Source organism: Geodermatophilus sp. SYSU D00698, from assembly GCF_054050335.1.
Window position 1 is genome coordinate 1 of sequence record NZ_JBJGZD010000004.1, and the last position, 25,861, is coordinate 25,861.

Sequence of the window (25,861 nt, forward strand, 5' to 3'; positions counted from 1 at the left end):
TTACGGCGGCCATGGCGAGAGGGAAACGCCCGGATCCATTCCGAACCCGGAAGCTAAGCCTCTCAGCGCCGATGGTACTGCCCCGGAGACGGGGTGGGAGAGTAGGACGCCGCCGGACAACTCTTCAGGAACGGGGGTCGGAGCCATTGGCTCCGGCCCCCGTTTCGCGTGTCCGGCACACCATTCCGGTGCTCGAACGAGTGCCGCCCTTGCGACCGAGGTACTGACGACGACATGACTGCTCCTCGACGAGGCTCCGCCGGACGTGGCCGGCCCGACGACCAGGACCCGCGCGGCGGTGCACGCCCGCGGCGGGACGACCGGGCGGGCGGCTCCTCCGGCGGGGGTGCGACCGGTCAGCGGGGGTCCGGCTCCGGCCGGCAGAGCGTCCAGAGCCGCCGTGACGGCGCAGCCTCCGGTGAGCGCAGCGGTCGACCGTCGGCCAGTGGCCGCCGGACCGGCGGCCAGCAGGAGCGGCGCGCCGGTGGCGACCGCGGTGACGCGGGGTGGCAGGACCGCCGTCCGGTCGCCGGTGGACGGTCGGAGGGTTCGTGGCGGGACCGTCGTCCCGCCGGCGACCGGGCCGAGCGCTCCTGGCAGGACCGCCGTCCCGGTGCCGACCGCACCGAGCGGCCCGGTCAGGACCGCCGTCCCGGTGCGGATCGCCCCGAGCGGGCTGGTCAGGACCGCCGTCCGGGTGGGGATCGCACCGAGCGGACGTGGCAGGACCGCCGTCCCGGCGGTGACCGCCCGCAGCGGTCCTGGCAGGACCGGCGTCCCGGTGCCGACCGCACCGAGGGCTCCTGGCGTGATCGCCGGACCGGTGGCGACGACCGGCCGGAGGGCGCGTGGCGGGACCGCCGCCCGTCCGGGGACCGTCCTGGCGGCGACCGTGGCCGGGACGGCCGCGGAGCCGGCCCCCAGGGCGGCGCCCGGTCCTGGGAGGACCGCCGCTCCGCCCGTCCGGCGGACCGGAGCGAGCGCCCTGCCGGCCGGGACCAGGCCGCCGGCCGCCCGGCGGGTGCGGGACGTCCCGACCGCTCGGGCGGGGGGAACTGGCGCGAGCGCCGGCCGAGCGAGGACCGTCGCGGCCGCCCCGGTGGGCCGGCCCGGGTGGACCGCACGCCCCCGGCGCCCGCCGGTCCCCCGCTGCCCGACTGGGCCGACCCGCGAGACCTCGACCCCGCCGTCCGCGCGGGCCTCCGGGGGCTCGACTTCCGCAACGCCGAGACCGTCGCGCGGCACCTGGTGGTCGCCGGCACGCTGGTCGACGAGGACCCCGAGCAGGCGCTCGCGCACGCCCGGGCGGCGCGCGACCGGGCGTCCCGGATCGCCCTCGTGCGGGAGGCCGTGGGGGTCGCCGCCTACCACGCCGGTGACTACGCCGAGGCCTCGCGCGAGCTCCGCGCCTACCGGCGGATGAGCGGCGACCAGGGCTACCGAGCCGTGCTGGCCGACTGTGAGCGGGCGCAGGGACGTCCCGAGGTGGCGCTGCGGCTGGTCCGCGAGGCGCTGGCCGAACAGCCCGACCGCGACGAGATCGTGGAGCTGCGCCTCGTCGAGGCGGGCGCCCGTCAGGACCTCGGTGAGGAGCCGGCGGCCCGGCTGGTGCTCGAGGGCGCGCTCGGCGGACGGCCCCGGCCCGACGGCGTGGACTGGGACGACGAGCCCACCCGTCGGCTGGCGGTCGCCTACGCCGACCTCCTCACCGCCACCGACGACCCGGCCGCCGACGCCTGGCAGGAGGCCGTGGCCGCTGCCGCGCCCGAGGAGGACGACGTCGCCTTCGGCGAGGAGGAACTGCCGGAGGTCCCCGACGTGGATCCGGCCGCGGACGACGACGCCGTGGCGGCGGACGGGGACGACGCCGACGCGGGGGACGACGAGCCGGACTTCGACGCCGACGTGGAGCGCGAGGTGGCCGAGCTGCTCGGTGAGGTCGAGCCGCCCGCCGAGGACGAGCCGGGGCACTGACCACCGACGATCGAGTCCCCGTCGTCCACACGGCGGCCGCCGGTCCACAGGCGCCCCGGGGCGCCTCCCGGGCGTCCGCGGCCGGGTGAGGCTGCCGCCATGAGCGTGGCAGTCATCGACCGGAACGACGTGGTGCTCCGCGGGCGGCTCTCGGCCCCCGCGGAGCTCGAGGCCCTCCCCAGCGGGGACAACCTGGTCACCTTCCGCCTGGTGGTGCGCCGGCCCGAGACCCGGGCCCGCGGGCAGTCGGTCGACGTGCTGACCTGCGTCACCTACGACCGCGCGCTGCAGCGGCGGGTGGCGGCCTGGGAGGCCGGGGACGTCGTCGAGGTCGAGGGCGCGCTGCAGCGGCGGTTCTGGCGCACGCCGGGCGGCACGGCCTCGGTGTGCGAGGTCAACTGCCGGCGCGGTCGCAAGGTGCCGCGGAGCGGTGCCGGGGGGACGGTGCGGACGGCGTGAGCGGCGGCGGGCCGGGCCGGCGCCGTCGGTCAGTCCCCGTGGGGGCGCAGGACCAGCCCGGTCCGCGGCTTGGGCACGAACAGCGTCGACTTGCGCGGCATCCGGGCGCCCGCCCGCGCCACCGCGGCGACGTCCGTGGGGGAGGGCGGCCGCAGCAGCAGCGCCACCCCGTGGCGCCGGTCGGCCAGTCCCAGCGCCTCGGGGACGTCGTGGGCGACGAGCACCGACCCGGGGTCGTCGGTCCGGCCCCACAGGTGCCCGATCAGCCCGGTGGTGGCCAGCACGACGTCGAGTCCGCGCCAGGCCGGCGGCGCCTCGGCCGGCACGGTCGCCCGGACCTCGGCCGACGGCTCGGACAGGCGCAGCAGCCGGCGGCCGTCGCTGAGCAGGAACAGACCCCCGGCCGAGGCGTGCGCCTGCCGGACGGCGACCTCGAGGTCGTCGGGGTCCGGGCCGGCGGGGACCTCGGTGACGGTGAAGCCGCGGGCGGCGGCCTCCGCGGCCACGTCGAGGGAGAGGTCGGGCACGACGCGGTGGATCGCCTCGACCCGCAGCCCGCCGGCGCCCATCGGCGTCAGCAGCGCGAGCACCCGGCAGTCGCCGTCGGGACGGGTCCGGTGGAGCGCGCGCGCCGCGGCGAAGCGGTGGTGGCCGTCGGCGATCACCGCCCCGGTGCGGGCGAGGGCCCCCGACAGGCGGCGCAGCACCTCCCGGTCGGCGACCCGCCACAGGCGGTGCCGGACGCCGTCGGGATCGGTGACGTCCATCGTGGGCGGGCCCGCCGGCGCCGCCTGCGTCAGCGCGGCGACCTCCGGCTCCGGGTCGTGGGCCAGGACGATCGGCTCGAGGTCGGTGGCCGTGGCCGCGAGCAGCGCCCGGCGGCCCTCGACGGCGGCCGGGAAGGTGTCCTCGTGCGGCAGCACGGCGCGGCCACCCGCGGCGGCGACCGCGACCGCTCCCAGCCAGCCGACCGTGGCCGCGCCCTCGACCGGCTGCATCCCGTACAGCCACAGGGCCGCCTCGCCGTCCCGGACCAGCACCCCGGCGTCCTCCCACTCGCGCAGCGTGCGGGCCGCGCGGGCCGCGGTGCCCTCGCCGGTGCTGCCGCCGCAGGGGCCGGTGGCCCCGGCCGTGCCGGGTCCGGACGTGCCGCCGGGCAGGATGAGGCGGACGATGTTGTGCGGATCGGCGGCGGCCAGCCGCTCGCGGCCGTCCGGCGTCACCAGGTCGTAGGCTGGCGAGCTCACTCGGGCCAGGTGCCCGGGGTCGTGTCGCCGGTAGGTCAGGGCCCGGAACGGACGGACGTCCAGTCCCGCCACAGCGTGGGGCAGGGGGCCCGCCGACGACGAGTGCACGACGGGATCGTAGGAGCCGTCGGCCACGCACCGCCGCGGCAGCCGGGTCTCCGGTCCCTGCCGGGCCTCGCGCCGGCCGGCGCGCACGCGAGCGGCAGGAGCGGGAGGACAGCGGTGTCGACAGCAGGCTCACCGGAGGACGACCTCCCGGGCGGGGGTGTGCCCGGGGGCGGGGTCTACGAGTGGTACCGGCGCGGCCTGGACCTGCTCAGCGGCGGCGACCCGGCGGCCGCGGCGACCCTGCTCGCCCGGGCGGCGGAGGCCGAGCCCGGCTCGCGCAGCATCCTCGAGGCGCTGGCCCGCGCGCAGTACGACGCCGGGCGCTACCGGGACGCCCTCGACAGCTTCGCCGAGCTCGCGGCGGTCAACCCCACCGACGACTACGCCCAGTTCGGCCTGGGCATGGCCGCCAGCCGCGCCGGCGAGCTGGGCCTGGCCGCCGAGCACCTCGCGCTGGCGGTCGCCATGCGCCCGGACCAGGCGCACTACGCCCGCGCGCTGCGCGGGGTGCGGGCGCGGCGGGCGTCGGGAGGGGGCACGGCGTGAGCGACCCGTCCGCGCGGCCGGCTCTCGCGGCCGGCAGCCCCCGGCCGCCGGCCGAGGGGCACGACGTCGCGCTGCTGGACCTCGACGGCGTCGTCTACGTCGGGCCGGACGCGGTGCCCGGCGTGCCGCAGGCCCTCGCCACCGCCCGCGGGCGGGGGATGCGGCTGGGCTTCGTCACCAACAACGCCGCCCGACCGCCGGAGGAGGTGGCCCGGCACCTGACCGACCTCGGCGTGCCGGCGAGCGCGGACGAGGTCATCACCAGCTCCCAGGCGGCGGCGTCGGTCGTGGCCGGGATGCTCGGGCCGGGCGCGCGGGTGCTGCCCGTCGGCGGTCCCGGTGTCGCGGCGGCGCTGCGGGCGGCCGGGCTCACCGTCGTCGAGCGCGCCGAGGACGAGCCGGCCGCAGTGGTGCAGGGCTACGGCCGCGAGGTGGGCTTGGCGCAGCTGGCCGAGGCGGTGGTCGCCGTCCGCAACGGCGCCCGTCACGTGGCCACCAACGCCGACGCGACCATCCCCTCGCCGCGGGGTCCACTGCCCGGCAACGGGGCGATGGTCGGCGTGGTCCGCGACGTCACCGGCCGCGAGCCGCTGGTCACCGGCAAGCCGGACCCCGCCATGCACGCCGAGTGCGTCCGCCGCACCGGGGCGGAACGCCCCCTGGTGGTCGGCGACCGGCTGGACACCGACGTCGAGGGCAGCCACCGGGCCGGCGCGGCCAGCCTGCTCGTCCTCAGCGGGGTCACCGTCCCCGCCACCCTGCTGGCCGCCGGCCCGCTGCACCGTCCCGACCTGCTGGCCGCCGACGCCGGCGGGCTGCTGGTGCCGCACCCGCCGGTCACCGCCGAGGACGGCGGGTGGCGCTGCGGGGGCTGGCTGGCCACCGCGGACGGCGACGGCCTGCTGGAGCTGCGCGGCGGGGAGGGCGCGGGCGCCGGCGACGGCCTGGACGGGCTCCGCGCCCTGTGCCTCGCCGCCTGGACGGGGACGCCCGGGGGCGGGCCGGCCCGGGTGCTCGCCGCGGACGGGGAGGCGCGCCGCGCGCTCGCCACGTGGGGGCTGGCGGAGCGGTGAGACAGCGGGCCGGCACGAGCGGCCGGGGGAGCCGACGGGGTGTCCTCGGTGTCCTCGGGCGGCCCGCGCCGTCGTCCCCGGCCGGTACCCTCGCGGGCCAGGGGCGCCGCACCGCGCCGCCCCGTGCCCGCCGTCCGGCGACCCCGTCCCCCATCCCGTCCGAGAGGTCAGCACCATGACCGAGCCGACCCGGCCGCGACCGGTCCCCGGCCCGCCGCGGCCCGGTCCCGCGGGCGTTTCGGCCCGGCCCGTCCCCGCGGGGCCGGTCGTCGACGCGACGGACGCCGACCGGGTCACCGACGTGCCCGGGCAGCCGGGGACACGGTTCGCCGACCTGGCGCAGCGCCCGGCGGGGGAGCACGTCGCCGTCTTCGAGGCCGAGCACGACCGGCTGGAGCGCGAGCTCGGCACGATCGACCAGCTCTGATGCCGCGCCGCAGCCGACTCGACGCCGAGCTGGTCCGCCGGGGCCTGGCCCGCTCCCGCGAGCACGCCGTCGAGCTGATCACCGAGGGGCGGGTCGCCGTCGCCGGGCGCGCCGCCACCAAGCCGGCCACCGGCGTGGAGGCCGGCACGCCCGTCGTCGTCCGCACCGACCCCGACGAGCACCGCTGGGTCTCCCGCGGCGCGCACAAGCTGATCGGCGCCCTGGACGCCCTCGCCGTACCGGTCGAGGGCCGCCGCGCCCTGGACGCCGGCGCCTCCACCGGGGGCTTCACCGAGGTGCTGCTGAGCCGGGGCGCCCGCGAGGTGGTCGCCGTCGACGTCGGCTACGGCGAGCTGGCCTGGTCGCTGCGCACCGACGACCGGGTGCGGGTGCACGAGCGCACCAACGTCCGCACGCTGACGCCGCAGCAGATCGACGGCCCGGCCGACCTGGTGGTCGCCGACCTGTCGTTCATCTCGCTGCGGCTGGTGCTGCCCGCGCTCACCGCCTGCGCGACCGACGACGCCGACCTGCTGCCCATGGTCAAGCCGCAGTTCGAGGTCGGCCGCGAGCGGCTGGGCTCGGGCGGGGTGGTCCGGGACCCGGCGGCGCGCGCGGCGGCCGTGCTCGAGGTCGCCGAGGCCGCGGCCGCGCTGGGCTGGGGCACCGCCGGCGTGGTCGCCAGCCCGCTGCCCGGCCCGGCCGGCAACGTCGAGTTCTTCCTGCGGCTGCGCCGCGACGCCGGCGCGCCGGCCGAGGAGGACGTGCGCCGCGCCGTCGCGGAGGGACCACGGTGACGCGGGGGACCGGCCGGGCGGGCACGCCCGTCCGGGGGGACGCTGGGGACCGGCGGCGGACACCGCGGCACAGGGCACAGGCGGGCAGAGCAGCCCGGATCGAGGAGGACCGATGAGCGAGGCCGGCCAGGGCGGATGGCGCCCGGGAGGCGGGCGGCACGTGCTGCTGGCCGTGCACACCGGGCGGCAGGACATCACCGAGCTGGCCCGCAGCTCCGCCGCGCGGCTGGCACGCGCCGGCATCACCGTGCGCGTGCTCGACGACGAGGCCGAGGCGCTCGGCATCGAGGGCGCCGAGGTGGTCCCCGCCGACGCCGAGGCCGCCCGCGGCGCCGAGATCGTCATGGTCTTCGGCGGCGACGGCACCTTCCTGCGCGCCGCCGAGCTCGCCCGCTACAGCCACGCCGCGCTCATGGGCGTCAACCTCGGCCGCGTCGGCTTCCTCGCCGAGACCGAGCCGGAGGCGGTCGAGGAGACGCTGACGGCGATCGAGCAGTGCGCGTACGCGGTCGAGAAGCGGCTGGCCATCGAGGTCGACGTGCTCGACGCCGCCGGCAACGTCGTCGCCGGGACGTGGGGGCTCAACGAGGTGTCGGTGGAGAAGGCCGAGCGCTCGCGGGTGCTCGACGTGGTGGTCTCCATCGACGGGCGGCCGCTGACCAGCTTCGGCTGCGACGGCGTCCTGTTCGCCACCCCCACCGGCTCCACCGCCTACGCGTTCTCCGCCGGCGGCCCGGTGGTGTGGCCCGACGTCGAGGCGATGCTGCTGGTCCCCAGCAACGCGCACGCGCTGTTCTCCCGGCCGCTGGTCACCTCGCCCGACGCCGTGCTCTCGGTCGCGGTCCCGCCCGACGGCAACCGCGCCCGGGTCTCGGCCGACGGCCGGCGTGCGCTCGACGTCCCCGACGGCGGCCGCGTCGACGTGCGGCGCGCGGCCCGGCCGGTGCGCATCGCGCGGGTGCACACGACGACGTTCGGGGACCGGCTGGTCGCCAAGTTCGGGCTGCCGGTGCGCGGCTTCCGCGAGGTCCGCCGGCACGACCCCGGCCACGAGCTGCGGCCCTCGCGCAACGTCCTCGCCCGCGACGTCGTGTCCTACCCGGGCAACGGCGACGGGGGCGTCCGGGAGGAGGTGCGCGGTGGCGCCGCGGACCCCGACGCGTGAGCGCACCGGCCGCGCGCGCACCGCGCCCGCCGCCGACCCCGCCGTCCCCGCCGACACCGACGGCGGCCGCCCGCCCGCCCGCCGTGAGGACGCCGCGCCGCGCACCGCGCACGGCCTCGGCCGGCTGACCGAGCTGCGCATCCGCGGCCTGGGCGCCATCGACGACGTCACCCTCGAACTCGGCCGCGGCCTCACCGTGGTCACCGGTGAGACCGGCGCCGGCAAGACGATGGTCGTCACCGGCCTGACCCTGCTGTTCGGCGGCCGCGCCGACCCCGGCCGGGTGCGCGCCACCGGGCGGGCCGGCATCGAGGGCCGGCTCGAGCTGCCGCCGGACTCACCGGTGTGGGAGCGGGCCGCCGACGCCGGCGCCGAGCCCGACGACGACGGCAGCCTGATCCTCGCCCGCACGGTCAACGCCGAGGGCCGCTCGCGGGCGCACCTGGGCGGGCGCAGCGTGCCGGTCGGCGTCGTCTCCGAGCTCGCCGAGGGCCTGCTGGCCGTGCACGGGCAGAGCGACCAGCTGCGGCTGTCCCGCCCGGCCGAGCAGCGGCACGCCCTCGACCGCTACGCCGGTCCGGCGCACCTGCAGCTGCTGGAGACCTACCGCGCCGCCCACGCGCGGTGGCGGGAGCTCGCCGCCGACCTCGACCGCCGCCGCGGCCAGGCCCGTGAGCTGGCCCAGGCCGCCGAGGTGCTGCGGCACGGCCTGGACGAGATCGAGGCGCTGGCGCCCGAGCCGGGCGAGGACGAGGCGCTCGACGCACAGGCCAAGCGGCTGGGCGACGCCGACGCGCTGCGCGCCGCGGTCGACGAGGCGCGCACGGCGCTGGTCGGCGACGTCACCGGCGACCTCGGCGCCGAGGGGCTGCCGCAGGACGCCACCGCGGCGCTGGCCACCGCCGAGCGCGCGCTGGCCGGCACCGACGACCCCGCGCTGGTCCTGCTCGCCCGCGACCTCGCCGACGCCGTCGCGGTCGTGTCCGACGTGAGCGTGCAGCTGGCCGGCTACGTCGCCGACCTCGACGCCGACCCCGCCCGGCTGGCCGAGGTGCTCGACCGGCGCGCGGCGATCACCGCGGTGGTGCGCAAGTACGCCGACCCGGGCGAGGGGTTGGCCGGCGTCCTGCGCTGGGCCGAGGACGCGCGCGCCAAGCTCGACGCGCTCGACGTCTCCGACGAGGCCCTCGAGGCGCTGGAGGCCGCCCGCGACACCGCCCGCGCCGAGGTCGACGACCTCGCCGCCCGGGTGTCGGCCGGCCGCCGCGCCGCCGCCGACGGGTTCGCCGCCGAGGTGGGCCGGGAGCTCGCGGGCCTGGCGATGAAGAGCGCGCGGGTCTCCTTCTCGATCGACAGCCACCCCGACCAGCCGGGGCCCGACGGCGTCGACGAGGTCGCGCTGCTCATGGCCGCCCACCCCGGCGCCCCGCCGCGGCCGGTGCACCGCGGCGCCTCCGGCGGTGAGCTGTCCCGGGTGATGCTCGCGATCGAGGTGGTCTTCGCCGGCGCCGACCCGGTGCCGGTGATGGTGTTCGACGAGGTCGACGCCGGTGTCGGCGGGCAGGCGGCCGGGGAGATCGGGCGGCGGCTGGCCCGGCTGGCCCGCGACCACCAGGTCGTCGTCGTCACCCACCTCGCGCAGGTGGCCGCCTTCGCCGACACCCACCTCGTGGTGGACAAGTCCCCGGACACCGCCGCGGGCGTCACCGCCACCGACATCCGGGCCGTCGACGGCGAGGACCGGGTGCGGGAACTGGCGCGCATGCTCTCGGGCCTCGCCGACAGCGAGACCGGGCAGGCGCACGCCCGGGAGCTGCTCGCCGTCGCCGCCGCGGCCCGCACCGCGTAGGAGCCCGCCCGGTCGTACACGACCGGGTGGTGGGACGCAGGAGTGTCGATCGGGTGACGGGGGTAGGCGGGACCCGTGCGCGTCGACGTCCCGCTCCCGTCACCCCTCGCCGCGGCCTGCCCCGCCCGGACCGCCGGGGGTGACCGGTGAGCTGCTTCAGCTCCGCCGACGAGTCGGCGCACTACGGCTTCTCGGTCTGCATGCTGCTGCAGCAGTACCGCGAGCAGCTGGGGTGGGAGACCGCGCCGCTGGTCGAGCTGGGCACCGGTGACGCCTCGGCGATCGCCGACGTCGTGCAGGGCCTGCCCGGCCTGCGCGTCCGCAGCTACGACATCAGCGAGGACTCGGTGCGGAAGGCGCGGGCCAACATCGCCGGGCGCGGGGTCGCCGACCGCTACACCGTCGAGCTCGGCGACTTCTTCGACCAGGCCGACGCGGCCGGCGGCGAGCCGGTGACCACCGCGATCGCCAACCCGCCCTACATCCCGGCGCCCGACCGCGACATCCTCATGCCCGAGTTGTGGGGCGGCGTCCGCGGCAACGACCTCACGCTGCAGCTGCTCAAGGCCGGCTACGACCACGTGGTCACCGCGGTCGCGAGCTACGCCGACCCGGTCACCACCGTCAGCACCGCCGCCGACCTCGGCTACCGGGTGGTCAACTTCCTCGCCATGGGCCTGGACTACGGGCCCTACAGCAGCGAGCCGAAGGTGCGCGAGCAGATCCGCCGGATCGTCGCCGAGGGCCGCGGCTGGGCCGGCGACGACGAGTACATGGTCGCCGTCGCGCTGTTCACGAAGGACCCGGACATCCCCGGCGACCGCGCCGACCAGCTGCTGCGGGCGCTGCAGCTGCCGGCCTGAGCCGGGCGCTCAGCGCAGCGGCACGCACAGCGCGGCCGGGTGCCCGCCCGCGGGGCGCCGCCGTCCGCGGCGGTGAGCTCGACGGTCGCGGCGAGCCCTCGGCGCGGTCAGCGGCGCTTCGCGTAGCCCGCCAGGCCGAACTGCAGCAGCGACAGCCCGCGGCGACCGGCGGTGCGCAGCTCCTCGGCCAGCTCGGGGCCGGTGACGCCGGCCAGCACCCGGTCGCGGGCCAGCTCCAGCAGCCGCCCGTAGAGCGCGGTGACCGCCGCGGCGGTGAGCTCGGGTTCGACCGCGCCGTCGCCGGCGCCGGTCTCCGCGCGGATCTGCGCCGCCAGCGCCGCGGTGAGCTCGCCGAGGATCTCCCGCTCGCGGGCCTGCAGCGTCCGCGAGCCCCGGACGACCTGGGCCATCGCGGCCACGCCCTCGGCGGCCTCGGGCGTGCCGAGCATGGACATCGCCCGGACGACGAACGTCCCCGCCGCCGCGGCCACCGACTCCCCGGCCGGGCGGGTGGCGACGGCGTCGAGCAGCGCGGCCCGCATCGGCGGATCGGCGGCGAGGACCAGCCCCTCCTTGACCGGGAAGTGGTTGAAGACCGTCTTCTCCACCACGCCCGCGCGCTGCGCGATCTCCACGACGCTCACCGCGTCGAAGCCGCGCTCGGCGAACAGCTCGGCAGCGGCGTCGACGATCCGGTCGTGGGTCTCCCGCCGGCGGCGCTCCCGCACGCCCGAGCCGCGCCGCTCCCGCCGCCGGGCGGCCCGGCGCTCCCCGGCCGGCGCGTCCCCGGGCCGCCTCGCGGGGGCGGGCGGCGGGCCGGGCACGGGGGCCGGTGCGGGCGCCGGGCCCCCGGGCACAGCGCGGATGTGCGAGGGAGCCGTCGTCTCCGGCCCTTCCTCCGCGGCCCCGGGACGGGTCGCCGGGATGCTGGCAGCAGGAGCCCCACGTGTCACAGCGGGCAACGCTAGACAGCGCCGCTGGGAGATGGAGCGGTGCTGGTGGGGCGTGCGTGCCGGGCGTGTCGCGTCGGCCGTGGTGTCGGGCACCCTGCGTGACCAGACCGTTGCAGTTGCGCGTCGGAGGAGAACCGCCGACGGCGTGCGTGGGACCATCGGCCAATGCGCATCGGCACCCTGCGACGGAGCCGGGCCCAGGAGGCGGCACCCGGGGTGAGCGGCACCGTCCGGCTGGACCGTCGCACGAAGAACCTCACCAAGCGCCTGCGGCCCGGCGACATCGCCGTCATCGACCACGTGGACATCGACCGGGTCAGCGCCGACTCCCTCGTCGCCGCCCGGGTCGGCGCCGTCGTCAACGCCGCCCCCAGCATCTCCGGGCGCTACCCGAACCTCGGCCCGGAGATCATCACCGCGGCCGGCATCCCCCTCGTCGACGGCGTCGGCAAGGACGTGTTCGCCGCGCTCAAGGAGGGCGCGCAGGTCCGCGTCGAGGGCGACACGCTCTACGGCCCCGACGGCACGGCCGTCGCGAAGGGCACCGAGCAGACGCCGGAGACCGTCGCGACCGCGATGGCCGAGGCCAAGGCCGGGCTGTCCACGCAGTTGGAGGCGTTCGCCACCAACACGATGGAGTACATGAAGCGCGAGCGCGCGCTGCTGCTCGACGGCGTCGGCGTGCCCGACGTGCAGACGGCCATCGACGGCCGGCACGTGCTCGTCGTCGTCCGCGGCTACGACTACAAGGAGGACCTGCAGGCGCTGCGGTCCTACATCCGGGACTACCGGCCGGTCCTCATCGGCGTCGACGGCGGCGCGGACGCGCTCATCGAGGCCGGCTACTCGCCGGACATGATCATCGGCGACATGGACTCGGTCAGCGACCACGTCCTCAAGAGCGGCGCCGAGGTCGTCGTGCACGCCTACGTCGACGGCCGCGCCCCCGGCCTCAAGCGGGTGCAGGACCTCGGCGTCGACGCGATCACCTTCCCGGCCGCGGCGACCAGCGAGGACATCGCGATGCTGCTGGCCGACGAGAAGGGCGCCAAGCTCATCGTGGCCGTCGGCACGCACGCCACGCTGGTGGAGTTCCTCGACAAGGGCCGCGGCGGCATGGCCTCGACCTTCCTCACCCGGCTGCGGCTGGGCGGCAAGCTGGTCGACGCCAAGGGCGTGAGCCGGCTCTACCGCAGCCGCATCTCGACCGCCGCGCTGGTCGTGCTCGTGCTCGCCGCGCTGGTCGCCATCGTCGCCGCCCTGGCCGTCACCACCGCCGGGCGGATCTACTTCGACCTGCTGGTCGACCAGTGGGACAGCTTCGTGTTCTGGTTGGAGAACCTCTTCTCGTGATCGACTTCCGGTACCACCTGGTCTCCCTGATCGCGGTGTTCCTCGCGATCGCCCTGGGGCTGGTGATCGGCGCGACCCAGCTGTCGGGCCCGCTGCTGGACAACCTGCAGGGCCAGGTCACCTCGCTGCAGGACGACAAGCGCGCGCTGGAGGACACCACCCAGGACCTGCAGACGCAGGTCGACAGCAGCCAGGCCTTCGAGTCCGCCGTCGCCCCGGCCCTGGTGCAGGGCGCGCTGACCGGCCGCAGCGTGCTGCTGGTGCAGGCCTCCGAGGAGGTCACCACCGACACCGTCGAGGAGGTCACCGCGCTGGTCACCGAGGCCGGCGGGACGATCTCCGGGCAGGTCTCGCTCGCGCCGGAGTACAGCGACCCGGCCAGCGAGGCGGGCCTGCAGAGCTACGTGACCGGCCCCGGCCGCCCGGCCGGCGTCGTGCTGCCCGAGACCGACGACACCGGCCAGCTGGTCGGCGCGCTGCTCGCCCAGGTCCTCATGGTCCCGGCCGACGGCACCCCGGCCCCCGACACCGCCGCGGTGTCCACCGTGCTGGCCGGGCTGTCGGCGCTGGAGGTCCTCTCCCAGGACTCCGCGTCGGTCACCCCGGCCGACTTCGCCGTGGTGCTCACCGCCGGGGCGCCGACCGGCGAGGACGCCGCCGACCGCAACGACGTGCTGCTGGACCTGGTCACCGCCCTCGACGCCGAGGGCTCGGGCGCGGTCGTGGCCGGCGACGCCGACTCGGCGGGGGAGACCGGCCTGGTGGGCGTCGTGCGCGCCGACCCCGCGGTCTCCGCGGCGGTCTCCTCGGTGGACAACGTGACCAGCCCCTCGGGCCAGATCAGCACCGTGCTGGCGCTGGGCCGCGAGCGCGAGGGCACCTCCGGCAAGTACGGCACCGGGGAGGACACCCAGCCGGTCCCGCCGGTGCCCGCCACCACCCCGTGACCGGCCGCCGGTTCCTGCTCGCCGCCGCCGGCGCGGCCGCCGCCCGGGCGGGTCTCGCCGCCGCGGCCGCGCTCGACGCCCGCCCCGCCGGCGCCCCGTGGCGGCGCACCAACTACGCCGGGCGGCCGGTGACCCTGCTCGGCGGGCCGGCGCTGGCCGCGGCCGCCACCGCCGGCGCCGTGCTCGGCGCCCCGGCCGGCACCCGCGCCGCCGCCGCCGTCGCCGGGGCGGTGTCCGGGCTGGTCGGCGGCTACGACGACCTCGCCGGCGCCCGCCCCGAGCAGGCGCGGGACAAGGGCCTCGCCGGGCACCTCGCCGCGCTGCGGGCCGGCCGGGTGTCGGCCGGCGCGGTCAAGGTCGCCGGGATCGGCGCGGCCGCCGCGGTCGCGGCGCTGCTCTCGGCGCGCGCGCGTGGGGCCCGAGGCGAGCGGGGGATCGCCGACGCCGTCCTCGCCACCGGCCTGGTCGCCGGCACCGCCAACCTGGTCAACCTGCTCGACCTGCGCCCCGGCCGCGCGGCCAAGGCCGGCGCGCTCGCCGCCGCGGCGGGCCTGCGCGGCCCGGCCGGCGGCCTGGCCGCCGGCCCGCTCGGCGCCGCGCTGGCGGTGCTGCCCGCCGACCTCGGCGAGCGGGTGATGCTCGGCGACGCCGGCGCCAACGCCCTCGGCGCGGTGCTCGGACTGCGGGCCGCCACCGTCCCCTCGCGCCCGGCGCGCGCGGGCCTGCTGGCCGCGGTCACCGCGCTCACCCTCGCCAGCGAGCGGGTCAGCTTCACCCGGGTCATCGAGGCCACGCCGGGCCTGCGGGAGCTCGACCGGCTCGGCCGCCGCCCGGCGTGAGCGCGGGACCGGCGGTGCGCCCGCCCGGCCGCCGCGTCGCACAGGGGGTCGCCGGCGCCGCCGCGCTGATCGCCGTCCTCACCGTGCTGGCCCGCCTCGCCGGCTTCGGGCGCACGCTGGTCTTCACCAACGCCGTCGGCGCGGACAGCACCGGCGACACCTACACCGCGGCCAACACCGTCCCGAACATCGTCTTCGAGGTGGTGGCGGGCGGGGCGCTGGCCTCCCTCGTCGTGCCGATGCTGGCCGCCGGCATCGCCGCCGGGGATCGCGAGCAGGTCCGCCGGACCGCCTCGGCGCTGCTGGGCTGGACGCTGCTGGTGCTCGCGCCGCTGGCCGCGCTGCTCGCCGTCCTCGCGCACCCGGTCGCCGAACTGCTGCTCGGCGGCGGCACGCCCGCCGAGGTCGACCTGGCCGCCCGCTTCCTCGTCGTGTTCGCGCCGCAGGTGGTGCTCTACGGCCTCGCCGTCGTCGCCACCGGCGTGCTGCAGGCCCACCGCCGCTTCGCCTGGCCGGCCCTGGCGCCGCTGCTGTCCAGCGTCGTCGTCGCCGCCGCGTACGCCGCCTTCGCGTGGACCGGCGGCGGCCGGGAGGTCCGGGACCTGACGACGACGGGCGAGCTGGTCCTCGGCGTCGGGACGACGCTCGGCGTGCTGGCCCTGGCCCTGGCGGTGCTGCTGCCGGTGCGGGGGCTGCACCTGGGGCTGCGGCCCGCGCTGCGGTTCCCGGTGGGCGCGGCGCCGCAGGTGCGCCGGCTGGCGGTCGCCGGGGTGCTCACCCTCGCCGGGCAGCAGCTGGTGGCCGCGGTCGCCATCCGACTGGCCGGCGACGGGCCCGACGGCACCCAGGTCGCCTACACCGCCGGGCTCACGCTGTTCCTCGTGCCGTGGGCGGCGGTCGCGGTGCCGCTGGCCACCTCCGCCTACCCGCTCATGGCCGAGCGCGCCGCGGTCGGGGACCTGCCCGGCTACCGCCGCGCGCTGGCGCCGGTCACCGCGCTGGTCGTGGCCGCCAGCGCCGGGGCCGCCGCGGTGCTGGCCGCCGTCGCCGGGCCGATGGCGCGGGTGTTCCTCGTCGACGGGGAGGCCGACCGGGTCGCCGCGCTGCGCGACGCCGTCGTCGCCTTCGCCCCGGGCCTGGTCGGCTACGGCCTGGTCGCCGTCCTCACCCGGGCGCTCTACGCCCGCGGGCTGTGGAGGGCGCCGACGGCGTGCGTGCTCGGCGGGTGGCTGCTCGCCGTGGCCGCCGACGTCGTCCTGTCCGCCGCGCTGCCGGTCGCGGACCGGGCGCTGGCGCTGGCCGCCGGGCACAGCGTCGGGGTGACCGCCGCGGGCCTCGGCCTGCTCGTCGTCACGGCGCGGACGGCGGGGCCCACGGGGCTGGCCGGGCTGGCCCGCCTGGGGCTGCCCGCGCTGCTCGCCGCCGGGGCGGGCGCGGTCGCGGGCCTCGCGGTCGCCCGCGCACTGGGCGCCGACCCGGTGCCCGGCGGCTCGCTGCTCGCGACGGCGGGGGCGGGGCTGCTGGCGGCGGCGACCGTGACCGCCGTGGCGGCGGCGGTCATGATGGGGACGGCGCGCCGCCCCCTGACCGCGGCGGTGCGCGCGCTGCGGACGCCCGGGGGGACGGAGGTGCACGGTGGCTGAGGCCCGACCGCTGGCCGGCCGCCGGGTGGCCGAGGTGCTCGCCACCAGCACCGGCGGCGTCGGCACCCACCTGCGCTCGGTGCTGCCCGCGCTGGCCGGCGCCGGCGCCGGGGTCACCGTCTGCGGGCCCGCGGCCACCGACGCGCTGTTCGGCTTCTCCGCCGCGGCCGGCTTCACCCCGGTGGAGATCTCCGCCGGGCTCGACCCGCTCGCCGACACCCGCGCGGTGCTCGCGTTGCGCCCCGCCGCCGCCGGGGCCGACCTCGTGCACGCCCACGGGCTGCGCGCCGGCCTGGTCGCCGCCGCCGCGGTGCGCGGCGGCACCCGCCGCCCGCTGGTGGTCACCCTGCACAACGCGCTGCCCGAGCGCTCCGGCCCGCTCCGCCGGGTGCTGGCCGCCGCCGAGCGGGCCACCGTCCGCGCCGCCGACGTCGTGCTGGCCGCCTCCGGTGACCTCGCCGACAACGCCCGCCGCCTCGGCGCCCGCGACGTCCGGGTGGCGCCGGTGTCGGCGCCCGCGCTGCCGCCGGCCCGCCGGTCCCGCGACGAGGTCCGCGCCGGCCTGGGGCTGGCCGACGGCCGCCCGCTGGTGCTCGCCGTCGGGCGGCTGCACCCGCAGAAGGGCTACGACGTCCTCCTCGACGCCGCCGCGGCCCTGGCCCGTGGAGCGGCCGGGGACCGCGCGCCGCTGGTCGCGATCGCCGGTGACGGGCCGCTGGAGGCCGAGCTGTCCGCCCGGATCGCCGCGCAGCGGCTGCCGGTGACCCTGCTCGGCCGCCGCGACGACGTCGCCGACCTGCTGGCGGCCGCCGACCTGGTCGTGCTGCCCTCCCGCTGGGAGGCGCGCTCGCTCACCGCCCAGGAGGCGCTGCGGGCCGGCACGCCGCTGGTCGCCACCCGCACCGGCGGGCTGCCCGAGCTGCTCGGCGACGGCGCGCTGCTCGTGCCCGCCGGCGACGCCGCCGCGCTGGCCGGCGCGGTCGCCGACCTGCTGGCCGACCCCGCCCGCGCCGCCGCGCTGGCCGAGGCCGGGCGGGCGCGGGCGGCGGGCTGGCCGGACGAGGCCGCCACCGCCCGCACCCTGGTCGCCGTCTACCGCGAGCTGCTGGGGCCCCCGCGGTGAGGCGCGCCGCCGTCCTGCTGTCCGTGCTGCTGGCGCTGCTCGCCCTCGGGCTGCCCGGATCGGCGGCGGCGGACGACGGCCGGCGCGCCGACCGGGTGCTCGTCGTCGGCGTGCCCGGGCTGGTGTGGGACGACGTCGACCCCGGGCGGACGCCGGCCCTGTGGGAGCTGGCCGACACCTCGCCGGTCGGGGCGGTGTCGGTGCGCGCGGCCCGCTCCACCACCTGCCTGCTCGACGGCTGGGCCACCCTCGGCGCGGGCAACCGGGCCCGCTTCCCGGCGCCGGACGAGATGCTGCCGATGGTCCCGCTGCCCACCGTGCCGCTGCCGGGGGAGACACCGGACGCCCCCGGCGGGTCCGGCGCGGCCCCCTCGCAGGAGCCCGTGCCGGCCGGGCCGCCGGCCAGCCCCGAGCTGTCGCACTGCGGACTGCAGGAGCGGCTGGCGGAGGCGGGGCTGGCCGATCCGCTCAGCGCCGTCCGCGCGGTCGCCGAGGACGACGCCAGCGCCCGCTTCGGCGCCGAGCCGGGGGCCCTCGGCGCCGCGGTCGGCTGCGCGACGGTCGTCGGCCGGGCGGCGGCGCTGGCCGTGGCCGCGCCCGGGGTCGGGCTGACCCGCGAGGACGCGCTGCCGGCCGACCCGGCGGCGCTGGCCGCGCTGCTGGAGCCCTGCCCGCTCACGCTGGTCTCCCTCGACGGCCTGGTCGACGCCGGCGTCCCCGCGCCCGAGGGCAGCGAGACCGGCACCGACCCGGTCTCCCGCGAGGCCGCGCTGGCCGCCGTCGACGAGCAGGTGGCCCGGCTGCGCGCCGCCGTGGACACGCTGCCCGGCGAGACGCTGCTGCTGGTGCAGGGCGTCTCGGAGGTCAACGACGGCCGCCCGCAGCTGCACGTGGGCATCGCCTCGGGCCCCGGGTTCCCCGGACCGGGGTGGCTGACGTCGGCCAGCACCGGCCGGGCGCCGTTCACCCAGCTCATCGACGTCGCCCCGACGGTGCTGCGCGCGCTGGACCTCGAGCAGCCGGCGTCGGTCAACGGCCAGCCGCTCACCGTGGCCGGGGGCCGTCCGGCCACCGCGGAGGCGGTCGCGGAGCTGGAGCGGGCCAACACCGCCGCGGTCACCCACCACCGCAGCACCGGCACGTTCTTCACGGCGCTGGTGGCGGTGCAGGCCGCCGTCGTCGTCCTCGGCGTGCTGGTGCTCGGCCTCACCCGCGGCGCGCGGCCGCGCGCCCGGCTGCGGCCGGTGCTGGAGCTCGCGGCCCTGGCGGCCGCGGCGCTGCCGGTGGCCACCTACCTGGCCGGGCTGCTGCCCTGGGAGCGCGCCGGCTCGCCGCGGTGGGCGCTGGCCGGGGCGCTGCTGGTGGCCGACGCCGCGGTGGTCGCGGTCGCCGTCCTGGGGCCGTGGCGCCGCCGCCGGGGCGGGCCGCCGCTGGCCGTCCTCGCGGTCACCGTCGGCACGCTGGTCGCCGACGTGCTCACCGGCTCGTCGCTGGAGCTGGACGGGCTGCTCGGCTACGACGCGATCGTCGCCGGGCGGTTCACCGGCTACGGCAACCTCACCTCCGGCCTGCTGGCGGCGGCCGCGCTGGTCGGCACCGCCGTCGTCGCCACCGCGGCCGGCCGCCGCGCCGGGCGGGACGACGGCGGGCGGCGGGCGCGGCGGGTCACCGGCGCCGTGGTCCTGGGCGCCGGGCTGGCCACCGTGGTGCTGGTCGGCGCGCCGGGGCTCGGCCGCGACTTCGGCGGCGTGCTCGCGGTGCTGCCCGGCTTCCTGCTGCTGGCGATGCTGCTCACCGGCGTGCGGGTGACCGCGGTGCGGCTGGCCGCGGTGCTCGGCGCCGGGGTGGTCGCCGTCGGCACGCTGGCGTTCCTGGACTGGCTGCGGCCGGCCGCCGAGCGCAGCCACCTCGGCCGGTTCGTCGAGCAGCTGCTCACCGGTGAGGCGTGGACGGTGGTGAGCCGGAAGGCCTCGGCCAACGCCGGCATCCTGCTCGGCAGCGCGCTGGCCTGGATGCTGCCGGTGGCGCTCGTGGCCGCCGTCTGGCTGGTGCGTGGCCGCCGGCCCGCGCTGCTGCGCGGTCCCGGCCTGCTCCGCGACGGCGGCTCGGGCCTGCGCCCGGCCGACGCCGCCGTGCTGCGCGCCGGGCTGGTCGCCGCGGCGATGGGCCTGGCCCTGGGCGCCGCGGTCAACGACTCCGGCGTCGCGCTGCCCGCGACCGCCGCCGCGCTGCTCGTGCCGCTGCTGGTGACGCTGGCCACGACCGCGCCGGGCCGGCGGGGCGTGCCCGCGGACAGCCGGGACGAGGACCCGGACCGTGTTACGGTGGGTTCCCGTGGGTCGACCTGGAATGCGTGATCGCGGGCTCCTCCACAACTCCCAGCCGACGAAGTTCGTCTTCGTCACCGGTGGAGTTGTCTCCTCTCTCGGCAAGGGCCTGACGGCCAGTTCCCTCGGCGCTCTGCTGTCCGCCCGCGGCCTGCGGGTGACCATGCAGAAGCTGGACCCGTACCTCAACGTGGACCCCGGGACGATGAACCCGTTCCAGCACGGCGAGGTCTTCGTCACCGAGGACGGCGCCGAGACCGACCTCGACGTCGGCCACTACGAGCGGTTCCTCGACACCGACCTCGGCCGGCGCTCGAACGTCACCACCGGGCAGGTCTACTCCGACGTGATCGCCAAGGAGCGGCGCGGGGAGTACCTCGGTGACACCGTGCAGGTCATCCCGCACATCACCAACGAGATCAAGTCCCGCATCCTCGCCGCCGCGGAGTCTGGCACGGAGCACGACGAGGGCGTGGACGTCGTCATCACCGAGATCGGCGGCACCGTCGGCGACATCGAGTCGTTGCCCTTCCTCGAGGCCGCCCGGCAGGTGCGCCACGAGATCGGCCGGGACAACTGCTTCTTCCTGCACATCTCGCTGGTGCCCTACATCGCGCCGTCGGGCGAGCTGAAGACCAAGCCGACGCAGCACTCGGTCGCCGCGCTGCGCAACATCGGCATCCAGCCCGACGCGGTGGTCTGCCGCGCCGACCGCGAGATCGGCACCGGCCTCAAGCGCAAGATCAGCCTGATGTGCGACGTCGACGCCGAGGGCGTGATCTCCTGCCCCGACGCGCCGTCGATCTACGACATCCCCAAGGTGCTGCACCGCGAGGGCCTGGACGCCTACGTCGTCCGCCGGCTGGGCCTGCCCTTCCGCGACGTCGACTGGACCGTGTGGGGTGACCTGCTCGAGCGGGTGCACCGCCCGAAGCAGACGGTGACGATCGCGCTGGTCGGCAAGTACGTCGACCTGCCCGACGCCTACCTGTCGGTCAGCGAGGCGCTGCGCGCGGGCGGGTTCGCCCACCGCGCCCGGGTGCAGATCCGCTGGGTGCCCTCCGACGACTGCCAGACCCCCGAGGGGGCGGCGGCCGCGCTGTCCGACGTCGACGGCGTGTGCGTCCCCGGCGGCTTCGGCGTCCGCGGCATCGAGGGCAAGCTCGGCGCGATCCGCTACACCCGCACCAACGGCATCCCGACCCTGGGGCTGTGCCTGGGCCTGCAGTGCATGGTCATCGAGTACGCCCGCAACGTGGCCGGGCTCGAGCAGGCCAACTCCGCCGAGTTCGACCCCGACACCCCCGACGCGGTCATCGCCACCATGGCCAGCCAGGTCGACGTCATCGCCGGCGAGCGCGGGCTGGGCGGCACCATGCGGCTGGGCAGCTACCCGGCGCACCTGCTCAAGGGCTCGCAGGCCGCGGCCGCCTACGGCTCGACCGAGATCACCGAGCGGCACCGGCACCGCTACGAGGTGGCCAACGCCTACCGCGACCGGCTCTCCGACGCCGGCCTGGTGTTCAGCGGCACCTCGCCCGACGGCCTGCTGGTCGAGTTCGCCGAGCTGCCGCGCGAGGTGCACCCGTTCTTCGTCGGCACCCAGGCCCACCCGGAGCTCAAGAGCCGGCCCACCCGCCCGCACCCGCTGTTCGCGGCGTTCGTCGACGCGGCCATCGACCGCGCCGAGTCCGCCCGGCTGCCGGTGCCGGTGGAGGTCGAGGCGGAGAAGGTCGGGATCTGAGGTGACCGAGCCGGCCGCCGACGGCGACTACCGCGTCCTCGACAGCGAGACGGTCTACGAGGGGCGGGTCATCTCGCTGGTCAAGGACACCGTCGCCATGCCCGGCGGCGGCGACAGCGTGCGCGAGGTGGTCCGCCACCCGGGCGCGGTCGCCGTCGTCGCGCTGGGCGACGACGGGCAGGTGGTGCTGCTGCGGCAGTACCGGCACCCGGTCGGCGGCTACCTGTGGGAGCTGCCCGCCGGCCTGCGCGACGCCGACGGCGAGCCGCCGCTGGAGACCGCGAAGCGGGAGCTGGCCGAGGAGGTGCGCATGGCCGCCGAGCGGTGGTCGCTGCTCACCACGAGCTTCAGCACCCCGGGCTTCTGCGACGAGCTGGTGCTGGTCTACCTCGCCGAGGGCCTGTCCGACGTCGACCGGCCCGTGGGCTTCACCGTGGAGCACGAGGAGCTCGACATGACCGTCGAGCGGGTGCCGCTGGACGACGCCGTGCAGTGGGTGTTCGACGGGCGGATCCGCAACGCCGCCGCCGTCATCGGCCTGCTCGCCGCCGCCCAGCACCGCGCCGCCGGCCCGCGCCTGCGCCCCGTCGACGCCACCTGACGGCCCCCGCCCGCACCGGGATCGGCGATCTCGTGGCCGTCAGGCGCTGATCGCCACGACGTCGCCGATCTCGCCGCGTCAGCCGATGACGACGGGGCTGGACCAGCCGACCTGCTCGTACTCGGTGACCTGAGTGCCGGCGTCGAGGACGAGCTCCTCGAGCCAGAAGACGTAGGGGACGCCGCTGGTCAGCCCGCCGACGCCCGCGGTCACCTCGCCGCAGTCGCCGCGCTGCCCGACGGTCACCTGCGGCGGCGCCGGCTGCGGGCCGGGGACCAGCTGCTGGCTGACCGCCGTCACCCGGTAGCCCTGCACCGACTCCCGGCCGTCGGCCTGCCAGCTCACCGTCGCCGACCCCACCCCCGGGACGACGCCCGGCGGCACCTGGCGCAGGCTGCCGTAGCCGCCGCACTGCGCGGGCGGCGGCGTGGTCTGCAGCGGCTCGCCGCGCGGGACCAGCGGGCTCGGCACCTCGACGTGCAGCCGGCGCGGCACCGGCAGCGCGAGCACCGGGGCGTCGACCACCGGCCCGGGCGCCGCCGCGACCGGCTGCGGCGCGTCGGCCACGCGGGCGGGCTCCGGGCCGTCGGCGGTGCCCGCGTCGCGGAACGGCGCCCAGGACGCGGTCACCTGCGCGGCGAGGTCCGTGGCCGGTGCCGACAGCACGACCAGCCCCACCGCCGCCACGGCGGCCACCCGCCCGGCGATCCCGCCGGCTGACGGGCCCCGCCGCCGTCTCGCTCGTCCCACGGTCACCTCCCGGCTCGGGAGGTGACATCGGCACCGGTGGCCGCGTCCTCAACCCGAGAGCGGCGGCGCGGTGGCGCCGGAGCCCGCCGCGTCCGGGACGGGCAGCCGCAGCCCCAGCCGCCCGGCCTCCAGCGCGGCCAGCGCCCGCACCGCGGCGGGGTCGCCGGCCCGCCAGGCCGCGCCGGTTCCCGGCGGCAGCGCGGCCAGCCGGGGGAGCGGAGCGGTGGCGACGGCGCGGGCGGCGAGTAGGTGCAGGTCCGGGTCGGGGCCGCCGGCCAGCCGCTCCACCGCCGTCGCGTCCTGCACCCAGCGCAGCCGCCACGGCAGCCAGCGCAGCAGCAGCCAGCCCACCGGCAGCACCACCAGGACGACGGCGAGGAGCAGCGCGAGCGTGCCGACGGCGTCCTGCGCCGCCTGCCCGGCGCCCCGCACGGAGCCCGCGGCGTCGCCGAGCGCGTCGAACGGGGAGGACAGCTCGTCGCCGACCACCGGCACGTCCTGCGCGGCGTCGGCGGCCGAGCCCATGCTGTCGGCGACCGACGTCCCGAGGTCCTCCACCGCCCGGCCGGGCGCGGCCAGCGCCAGCACCGCCCCGTGCACCGCGCGCGCCACCAGCACCCACAGCACGGCCCAGGCCAGCAGTCCGGCGTCGGCCGCCGCCTGGCGCAGGCGGGCGTCGGGTCGGGCGGCGTACAGGCGCATCAGCGGGTCCTCCCGGGGGTTCGGTGACGCGTTCCGGCCTCCGCCATCGTCGGCGCTGCGCGCGGTCCCGGCAGCGCGGGAGCGGCCAGGCTCTAGGGTCCGGAGTGAGCTCCCTCACCCGGGAGCGGACGGCAGGCGCGGGCCGACGACCTCGGCCCGGTCGAACATCCAGGAGTGGTCATGCGCGTCGGTGTGCCCCGCGAGGTCAAGAACAGGGAGTACCGGGTGGCGTTGACCCCGGCCGGGGTCACGGAGCTGACCCGGGCCGGGCACACGGTGCTCGTCGAGCAGGGCGCGGGGGAGGGCAGCTCCATCCCCGACGCCGACTACACCGCCGCCGGCGCGCGGATCGTCGCGAGCGCCGACGACGTGTGGGCCGACGCCGACCTGCTGCTCAAGGTCAAGGAGCCGGTCGAGGAGGAGTACGGGCGGCTGCGCGCCGGGCAGACGCTGTTCACCTACCTCCACCTGGCCGCCTCGCGGGCGTGCACCGAGGCCCTGGTCGCCTCCGGCACCACCGCGATCGCCTACGAGACCGTGCAGACGGCCGGCGGCGCGCTGCCGCTGCTCGCGCCGATGAGCGAGGTCGCCGGGCGGATGGCGCCGCAGGTCGGCGCGCACAGCCTCGAGCGCGCGCACGGCGGCCGCGGGGTCCTGCTCGGCGGGGTGTCGGGCGTCTACGCGGCCAAGGTCGTCGTCATCGGCGCCGGGGTGTCGGGCATGAACGCCGCGACCATCGCCCTGGGCATGCAGGCCGAGGTCGTCGTCCTCGACCGCGACGTCGACAAGCTGCGCGCGGCCGACCGGGTCTACCGCGGCCACCTGCAGACGGTGACCTCCAACGCCTACGAGGTCGAGCGTGCCGTCCTCGACGCCGACCTGGTGATCGGCGCGGTGCTGGTCCCCGGCGCCAAGGCGCCCACGCTGGTGAGCAACGAGCTGGTCAGCCGGATGAAGCCGGGGTCGGTGCTCGTCGACATCGCCGTCGACCAGGGCGGGTGCTTCGAGGACTCCCGTCCCACGACACACGACGACCCGACCTTCCGGGTGCACGAGTCGGTGTTCTACTGCGTGGCGAACATGCCCGGCGCCGTCCCGAACACCTCCACGCACGCGCTCACCAACGTGACGCTGCCCTACGTCATGGCCCTGGCCGAGCAGGGGACGCGGGCGGCCGTCGCCGCGGACCCGGCGCTGGCGCACGGCGTCAACGTCGTCGCCGGGCAGGTGACCCTGTCCGAGGTGGCCGAGGCGCACGGGATGACCGCCGTGCCCTGGGAGGAGGTCCTGTCCTGACGACAGCGACGGGAGCGCCGCAGCGGGGGACGAGCGAGGAGCGGACCGGCGCGCAGGGCCGGGCCGGGGGGCGGGGCCCGACGACGACGCCGGGTGCCGGTCCCGACGTCGAGCGGGTGGTCGGCGGCTACCTCGACCACCTCGCCGTCGAGCGCGGCCTGGCCGCCAACACGATCGCCTCCTACCGGCGCGACCTGCGCCGGTACGCGCGGTTCCTCGCCGACGCCGGGGTGCGGGGCCTGGGGGAGGTCGCGGAGAGCGACGTCTCCGGGTTCCTCGCGGCGCTGCGGGCCGGCGACGACGAGCACCCGCCGCTGTCGGCCACCTCGGCCGCGCGCGCCGTCGTCGCCGTCCGCGGGCTGCACCGCTTCGCGCTGCTCGACGGGCTGGTGCCCGGCGACGTCGCCGCGGAGGTCCGCCCGCCCGCGCCGGCGCGGCGGCTGCCCAAGGCGATCCCGGTCGAGGCGGTGGTGGCGCTGATCGAGGCCGCGGGGTCGGTCGAGGGCCCGCGCGGGCTGCGCGACCGGGCGCTGCTCGAGGTGCTCTACGGCACCGGCGCGCGCATCTCCGAGGCGGTCGGCCTCGCCGTCGACGACCTCGACCGCGGCCAGGCCGTGGTGCGGCTGGCCGGCAAGGGCGGCAAGGAGCGGATCGTCCCGGTGGGCAGCTACGCGCTGCGCGCCGTCGAGGACTACCTGGTGCGCGCCCGCCCGGCGCTGGCCGCGGCGGGGAGGGGCGGCGTCCGGGGCGGGCGGCTGTTCCTCAACGCCCGCGGCGGGCCGCTGTCGCGGCAGAGCGCCTGGGCGATCCTGCGGTCGGCGGCCGAGCGGGCCGGGCTGGACCCCGACCACGTCTCGCCACACACGCTGCGGCACTCGTTCGCCACCCACCTGCTCGACGGCGGCGCCGACGTCCGCGTCGTGCAGGAGCTGCTCGGCCACGCGTCGGTGACGACGACCCAGGTCTACACCCTGGTCACCGTCGACAAGCTGCGCGAGGTGTACGCCAGCAGCCACCCGAGGGCCCTGTCCTGACGAGGGCGGTGGCGCCCGTCTGGCAGGTCCTGCCCACGGCT

Annotated in this window: 23 protein-coding genes and 1 rRNA gene; 20 read left to right on the forward strand and 4 right to left on the reverse strand. The window is 78.1% G+C overall.

Features of this window, described 5'->3' with window-relative positions:
- The first annotated feature begins 1 nt into the window (after position 1).
- The 3 genes from rrf to ACI8AB_RS04830 all read left to right on the forward strand — a co-directional run bounded on the left by rrf (position 2) and on the right by ACI8AB_RS04830 (position 2,433).
- Positions 2–118: ribosomal RNA gene (gene rrf, locus ACI8AB_RS04820) — 5S ribosomal RNA — on the forward strand.
- Positions 119–1,113: 995 nt separating this feature from the next.
- Positions 1,114–1,974 (forward strand): tetratricopeptide repeat protein, encoded by an 861-nt coding sequence (locus tag ACI8AB_RS04825; RefSeq protein ID WP_456949150.1) that lies wholly within the window; start codon positions 1,114–1,116, stop codon positions 1,972–1,974.
- Between the two features lie 99 nt (positions 1,975–2,073).
- On the forward strand, positions 2,074–2,433 hold the full coding sequence (locus tag ACI8AB_RS04830; RefSeq protein ID WP_456949151.1) for a single-stranded DNA-binding protein: 360 nt from the start codon (positions 2,074–2,076) through the stop codon (positions 2,431–2,433).
- A 29-nt stretch (positions 2,434–2,462) separates the two neighbouring features.
- Here ACI8AB_RS04830 and ACI8AB_RS04835 read toward each other — a convergent pair whose 3' ends face one another.
- Positions 2,463–3,815: a DUF1015 family protein gene (locus ACI8AB_RS04835; protein ID WP_456949343.1), complete on the reverse strand. Its 1,353-nt coding sequence runs from the start codon at positions 3,813–3,815 to the stop codon at positions 2,463–2,465.
- A gap of 87 nt (positions 3,816–3,902) precedes the next feature.
- Between ACI8AB_RS04835 and ACI8AB_RS04840 the strand changes: the two genes are divergently transcribed.
- The 7 genes from ACI8AB_RS04840 to ACI8AB_RS04870 all read left to right on the forward strand — a co-directional run bounded on the left by ACI8AB_RS04840 (position 3,903) and on the right by ACI8AB_RS04870 (position 10,508).
- Positions 3,903–4,334, forward strand: coding sequence for a tetratricopeptide repeat protein (locus ACI8AB_RS04840; protein WP_387994417.1), 432 nt, complete (start codon positions 3,903–3,905; stop codon positions 4,332–4,334).
- Positions 4,331–5,407, forward strand: a complete 1,077-nt coding sequence (locus ACI8AB_RS04845; protein WP_456949152.1) for an HAD-IIA family hydrolase — start codon at positions 4,331–4,333, stop codon at positions 5,405–5,407. Before ACI8AB_RS04840 ends, ACI8AB_RS04845 begins: the two co-directional genes overlap by 4 nt.
- 175 nt (positions 5,408–5,582) lie before the next feature.
- On the forward strand, positions 5,583–5,834 hold the full coding sequence (locus ACI8AB_RS04850; RefSeq protein WP_456949153.1) for a hypothetical protein: 252 nt from the start codon (positions 5,583–5,585) through the stop codon (positions 5,832–5,834).
- Positions 5,834–6,631: a TlyA family RNA methyltransferase gene (locus tag ACI8AB_RS04855; protein ID WP_456949154.1), complete on the forward strand. Its 798-nt coding sequence runs from the start codon at positions 5,834–5,836 to the stop codon at positions 6,629–6,631. Before ACI8AB_RS04850 ends, ACI8AB_RS04855 begins: the two co-directional genes overlap by 1 nt.
- Before the next feature lie 112 nt (positions 6,632–6,743).
- Positions 6,744–7,796 (forward strand): NAD kinase, encoded by a 1,053-nt coding sequence (locus ACI8AB_RS04860; protein WP_456949155.1) that lies wholly within the window; start codon positions 6,744–6,746, stop codon positions 7,794–7,796.
- Entirely contained in the window at positions 7,771–9,645 is a 1,875-nt protein-coding gene (recN, locus tag ACI8AB_RS04865; protein WP_456949156.1) for a DNA repair protein RecN, read from the forward strand. Before ACI8AB_RS04860 ends, recN begins: the two co-directional genes overlap by 26 nt.
- Before the next feature lie 146 nt (positions 9,646–9,791).
- Positions 9,792–10,508: a methylase gene (locus ACI8AB_RS04870; protein WP_456949157.1), complete on the forward strand. Its 717-nt coding sequence runs from the start codon at positions 9,792–9,794 to the stop codon at positions 10,506–10,508.
- Between the two features lie 107 nt (positions 10,509–10,615).
- Here the strand turns inward: ACI8AB_RS04870 and ACI8AB_RS04875 are convergent, their stop codons facing one another.
- On the reverse strand, positions 10,616–11,236 hold the full coding sequence (locus ACI8AB_RS04875) for a TetR/AcrR family transcriptional regulator (protein ID WP_456902372.1): 621 nt from the start codon (positions 11,234–11,236) through the stop codon (positions 10,616–10,618).
- A 441-nt stretch (positions 11,237–11,677) separates the two neighbouring features.
- Here ACI8AB_RS04875 and steA point away from each other — a divergent pair, with 441 nt between their 5' ends.
- Genes steA through ACI8AB_RS04915 form a run of 8 tightly spaced genes read left to right on the forward strand, consistent with a single transcriptional unit; the run spans position 11,678 to position 22,038 of the window.
- Complete coding sequence (gene steA / locus ACI8AB_RS04880) at positions 11,678–12,814, forward strand: putative cytokinetic ring protein SteA (RefSeq protein ID WP_456949158.1); 1,137 nt, start codon at positions 11,678–11,680, stop codon at positions 12,812–12,814.
- Positions 12,811–13,761: a copper transporter gene (locus tag ACI8AB_RS04885; protein WP_387994394.1), complete on the forward strand. Its 951-nt coding sequence runs from the start codon at positions 12,811–12,813 to the stop codon at positions 13,759–13,761. The genes steA and ACI8AB_RS04885 overlap by 4 nt, the downstream gene beginning before the upstream one ends.
- Positions 13,758–14,600, forward strand: coding sequence for a hypothetical protein (locus ACI8AB_RS04890; RefSeq protein WP_456949159.1), 843 nt, complete (start codon positions 13,758–13,760; stop codon positions 14,598–14,600). The genes ACI8AB_RS04885 and ACI8AB_RS04890 overlap by 4 nt, the downstream gene beginning before the upstream one ends.
- Positions 14,597–16,243 (forward strand): murein biosynthesis integral membrane protein MurJ, encoded by a 1,647-nt coding sequence (murJ, locus tag ACI8AB_RS04895; protein WP_456949160.1) that lies wholly within the window; start codon positions 14,597–14,599, stop codon positions 16,241–16,243. The genes ACI8AB_RS04890 and murJ overlap by 4 nt, the downstream gene beginning before the upstream one ends.
- Complete coding sequence (locus ACI8AB_RS04900) at positions 16,236–17,366, forward strand: glycosyltransferase family 4 protein (protein ID WP_456949161.1); 1,131 nt, start codon at positions 16,236–16,238, stop codon at positions 17,364–17,366. Before murJ ends, ACI8AB_RS04900 begins: the two co-directional genes overlap by 8 nt.
- Positions 17,363–19,723 (forward strand): hypothetical protein, encoded by a 2,361-nt coding sequence (locus tag ACI8AB_RS04905; RefSeq protein WP_456949162.1) that lies wholly within the window; start codon positions 17,363–17,365, stop codon positions 19,721–19,723. Before ACI8AB_RS04900 ends, ACI8AB_RS04905 begins: the two co-directional genes overlap by 4 nt.
- A complete protein-coding gene (locus ACI8AB_RS04910) occupies positions 19,701–21,437 on the forward strand; it encodes a CTP synthase (protein ID WP_456949163.1) in 1,737 nt (578 codons plus the stop codon). Before ACI8AB_RS04905 ends, ACI8AB_RS04910 begins: the two co-directional genes overlap by 23 nt.
- Position 21,438: 1 nt before the next feature.
- A complete protein-coding gene (locus tag ACI8AB_RS04915; RefSeq protein ID WP_456949164.1) occupies positions 21,439–22,038 on the forward strand; it encodes an NUDIX domain-containing protein in 600 nt (199 codons plus the stop codon).
- 78 nt (positions 22,039–22,116) lie between these two features.
- Here ACI8AB_RS04915 and ACI8AB_RS04920 read toward each other — a convergent pair whose 3' ends face one another.
- Both ACI8AB_RS04920 and ACI8AB_RS04925 read right to left on the reverse strand, forming a co-directional pair.
- Entirely contained in the window at positions 22,117–22,788 is a 672-nt protein-coding gene (locus tag ACI8AB_RS04920; RefSeq protein ID WP_456949165.1) for a hypothetical protein, read from the reverse strand.
- A gap of 48 nt (positions 22,789–22,836) precedes the next feature.
- Positions 22,837–23,490, reverse strand: coding sequence for a hypothetical protein (locus ACI8AB_RS04925; RefSeq protein ID WP_456949166.1), 654 nt, complete (start codon positions 23,488–23,490; stop codon positions 22,837–22,839).
- Between the two features lie 180 nt (positions 23,491–23,670).
- Here ACI8AB_RS04925 and ald point away from each other — a divergent pair, with 180 nt between their 5' ends.
- Together ald and ACI8AB_RS04935 are read left to right on the forward strand one after the other, a co-directional pair.
- Entirely contained in the window at positions 23,671–24,786 is a 1,116-nt protein-coding gene (gene ald, locus ACI8AB_RS04930) for an alanine dehydrogenase (protein WP_456902380.1), read from the forward strand.
- 116 nt (positions 24,787–24,902) lie between these two features.
- Positions 24,903–25,820 (forward strand): site-specific tyrosine recombinase XerD, encoded by a 918-nt coding sequence (locus ACI8AB_RS04935; protein ID WP_387988050.1) that lies wholly within the window; start codon positions 24,903–24,905, stop codon positions 25,818–25,820.
- Positions 25,821–25,861 lie beyond the last annotated feature (41 nt).